We start from the raw sequence: 3,957 nt of genomic DNA on the forward strand, positions 1-3,957 counted from the left end.
GTGCTGTGCGCACCGAATTGAAATGCTGTGTTCGCTTCGGTGCGCGCAGCACACCCTACGAGCTCCTTGCAGGACATACGGTGAACAACAATGACAACACACACCGCCCAAACAACCACCCCAGCCGCGCCAACGGGCTCTGAGCCTTTGCCGCGCCTGGTGTTACTGGAACAGCCCGCTACAGCGCCCAAAAGCGATGACGACTGGCGCCTGTCGCGTTCCGCTAAACCGCTTCGCACCTGGAGGCTGAGCAAATGAGTTGGATCAGCGCCCTCGCCGAATTACAGCAACAGGGCCAGCCCTGTGTGCTGGTGACCATCATCGAAGAGCTCGGCTCAACCCCGCGTAATGCCGGCTCAAAAATGGTCGTCACCGCTGACCGCATTTACGAAACCGTAGGCGGTGGTCATCTGGAATTTAAAGCGATGGAGCTGGCCCGCGACATGCTCGCCAGCCGTACTCAGGACACCCGCCTGGAGCGTTTTAGCCTCGGCGCCAGCCTGGGCCAATGCTGCGGCGGCGCCACCGTGCTGCTGTTCGAACCCATGGGCCAGCCACAAGCGCGCATCGCCGTGTTTGGCGCCGGCCATGTCGGCCGCGCTTTGGTGCCGTTACTGGCCAGCCTGCCGTGCAAGGTGCAGTGGATTGATTCACGGGAAAACGAATTTCCCGAGCATATTCCCCAGGGGGCCACCAAGGTGGTGAATGAGGACGTGGTGGACGAGGTAGAAAACATGCCGCCGGGCAGTTACTTCATCGTCATGACCCACAACCACCAGCTCGACCTGGAACTGACCGCCGCCATCCTCAAGCGCAACGACTTTGCCTACTACGGGCTGATCGGTTCGCACACCAAGCGAATGAAGTTTGAACACCGCTTGCGTGAGCGCGGCTTTAGCCCCGAAGTGATGCAGAAAATGCGCTGCCCGATGGGCATCCCGGAAGTAAAAGGCAAGCTGCCCATCGAGATTGCCATCTCCATTGCTGGCGAGGTGGTTGCCACCTACAACGCCAACTTTGGCCAGGGCGAAAAGAGCGGCGAAAGCGTCGCCAAATTAATTCCGGCCTCGCGCCGCGCCAAGGCCTAAACCGCCATGTTGGGCCGGCCCAACAAAATCGAATAATTACGTACCACGAGACTGCCATGACCAGCCAATTGAAAGCCTACCGCGCCGCCATCCTCCACAGCATTGCCGACCCCGCCTTAGTGGGCGACGCGCAGTCGTATGAGTATTTCGAAGACGGCGTGCTGGTGGTCGACAATGGCCAGGTGGTCAAGGTCGGCCACGCCGGGGATATTCTGCCCACCCTGCGCGGCGTAGAAATAAGCGAATACCGCGATGCGCTGATCACGCCGGGCTTTATCGACACCCATATTCACTACCCACAAACCGGCATGATTGCCGCCTATGGCGAGCAACTGCTGGACTGGCTGAACACCTACACCTTCCCCACCGAAAAACAGTTCGCCGACAAAGCCCACGCCGCCGATGTGGCGAGCATTTTCCTCAAGGAACTGCTGCGTAACGGCACCACCACCGCGCTGGTATTTGCCAGCGTGCACAAGCAGTCGGTGGATGCATTCTTCGAGGCCAGCCAAGCGCTGAACCTGCGTATGATCGCCGGCAAAGTGATGATGGACCGCAACGCCCCGGACTACCTCACCGACACCGCGCAATCGAGCTACGACGACAGCAAAGAACTGATCGAACGCTGGCACGGCAAAGCGCGTTTGCACTACGCCGTCACCCCACGTTTCGCCCCGACCAGCACCCCGGAGCAACTGACCGCTGCGGGCAAACTGCTGCAGGAATACCCGGGCCTGTATATGCACACGCACCTGTCGGAAAACCTCGACGAGATTGCCTGGGTGAAATCGCTATTTCCGCAGCAAAAGGGCTACCTGGACGTATACGACCACTTCCAACTGCTCAGCGAGCGCTCGATGTTTGCCCATGGCGTGCACCTGTGCGACGAGGAGTGTCAGCGTCTGGCCGAGACCGGTTCGGCGGTGTCGCACTGCCCGACTTCCAACCTGTTTCTGGGCAGCGGCTTGTTCAACCTTAAGCAGGCGGAACAGTTTGGCGTGAATGTGGGCCTGGGTACTGACGTGGGCGCCGGCACCAGCTTCTCCATGCTGCAAACGCTGAACGAGGCGTACAAAGTGCAGCAGTTGCAGCGCAACAAGCTCAGCCCGTTTAAATCGCTATACCTGGCAACCTTGGGCGGCGCGCAAGCGCTGCGTTTAGACGACAAAATCGGCAGCTTCGCCCGCGGCAACGACGCCGATTTTATCGTGCTGGATTACAACGCTACGCCGTTGCTGTCGTACCGCTTGCAGCAAGCGAAAAACCTGGAAGAGAAACTGTTTGTGCTGATGACCATTGGCGACGACCGCGCCGTGAAAGAGACCTTTGCGGCCGGTCAAAGCGTTCACAAGCGCTGATGATCGGCCCCCTCTCCCGTTTACGGGAGAGGGCTGGGGTGAGGGCAGCGATTATCGCCCTCGCCCAAGACTCTGGGTCCCCGCCTGCGCGGGGACGACGGAGAAACCCTATGCACCACCGTCATTCCCACGCAAGCGGGAATCCAGACTTTTGAAGTTGTCGCCGAGCTAAGCCGACACACTCACCCCAGACGCCAGTTCCCCGCCTTCGCGGGCACGGCGGGGGAAATCCCATGCACCCACCGTCATTCCCGCGCACGCGGGAATCCAGAGTTTTGAAGTTGTCGCCGAGCTAAGCCGACACACTCACCCCAGACGCGAGGTCCCGCCTTCGTGGGAACGACGGGGAAACCCCATGCACCCACCGTCATTCCCACGCACGCGGGAATCCAGAGTTCTGAAGTTGTCGCCGAGCTAAGCCGACACTCTCCCCCATAAAAAAACCGCCCTATCAGGGGCGGTTTTTTTACATCCCGAAGAAACTAGCGCGGCGCCGCTGAGCGCGGTGCTTTTTTCTTGGTTTGCAGCAGGTGCGAGAACACCGCGTGGAGGTCGTCCGAGGCGCTGTCTTCGTCGAGGTTGAGCTTGCTGTCGATATGGTCCATGTGATGCATCATCAGGCTCACGGCCCTCACCGCATCCCGCGCTTCAATGGCGTCGATCAGTTGGTTGTGTTCATCGTAGGAGCAGTGCGAGCGGCTGCCGCTTTCATACTGGGCGATGATCAGCGAGGTCTGCGACACCAAGCTGCGTTGGAAGCTAATGAGCGGCGCATTCTTCGCCGCCTCGGCCAACTTCAAATGGAATTCGCCAGAAAGGCGGATACCGGCACCGCGATCCCCGCGGGAAAAACTCGCTTGCTCATCCGCCACCATCTGGCGCAATTCCGCCAGCTGTTCAGCAGTGGCGTGCTCAACCGCCAACTCAGTGATGGCGCGCTCCACCAAGCGGCGCGAGTAGAAAATCTGGCGAGCTTCTTCAACGCTGGGGCTGGCTACCACGGCGCCGCGGTTGGGCCGCAGCAGCACCACACTTTCGTGGGCCAAGCGCGACAAGGCGCGGCGAATAATGGTGCGGCTGACGCCGAAAATCTCACCCAATGCTTCTTCGCTCAGCTTGGTGCCTGGGGCTAGGCGCTGTTCGAGAATGGCATCGAAGATATGCGCGTAAACGACGTCATCCTGAGTGCCGCTGTGGCTGGCTTTGCCAACACGCGGTTGCTTCTTGAGGGGCTGCAATTGTTCGTTCATTCGGGCTCGCGTCAGAAGTTCTGCGGTCATGCGCGACTCTACTGCGTTTCCCCCCAGTGCTGGCAAGCGTTTGCGGGGAAAATAGAGGGTAAAAATACCGGCGCATTGTACACAATCGAAACGCTAGCTCCTAACCGGCGCAAACACGGTTCAGGCATACCCTGGGTTCTAGCAGCATTGCCCTTACAGACCTCTTAGTTTTTTCTGGCCTATTCAGACGAATAAACCTGCAAATTTTTCTTCAACAGGCCGTTTCAACAC

Annotated in this window: 3 protein-coding genes; 2 read left to right on the plus strand and 1 reads right to left on the minus strand. The window is 59.3% G+C overall.

Annotated features, from left to right (window positions below; genetic code table 11):
• The first annotated feature begins 254 nt into the window (after positions 1-254).
• Positions 255-1,088 (plus strand): xanthine dehydrogenase accessory protein XdhC, encoded by an 834-nt coding sequence (gene xdhC, locus AAAB16_RS22880; protein ID WP_340665411.1) that lies wholly within the window; start codon positions 255-257, stop codon positions 1,086-1,088.
• 56 nt (positions 1,089-1,144) lie between these two features.
• The gene (gene guaD / locus AAAB16_RS22885) at positions 1,145-2,446 is read left to right on the plus strand and encodes a guanine deaminase (RefSeq protein WP_340665412.1); all 1,302 of its coding nucleotides are present in this window, start codon (positions 1,145-1,147) and stop codon (positions 2,444-2,446) included.
• Between the two features lie 482 nt (positions 2,447-2,928).
• Here the strand turns inward: guaD and AAAB16_RS22890 are convergent, their stop codons facing one another.
• The gene (locus AAAB16_RS22890) at positions 2,929-3,696 is read right to left on the minus strand and encodes a GntR family transcriptional regulator (protein ID WP_340665413.1); all 768 of its coding nucleotides are present in this window, start codon (positions 3,694-3,696) and stop codon (positions 2,929-2,931) included.
• Positions 3,697-3,957: the final 261 nt, after the last annotated feature.

This window comes from Pseudomonas sp. (assembly GCF_037994325.1).
Lineage (GTDB): Bacteria > Pseudomonadota > Gammaproteobacteria > Pseudomonadales > Pseudomonadaceae > Aquipseudomonas.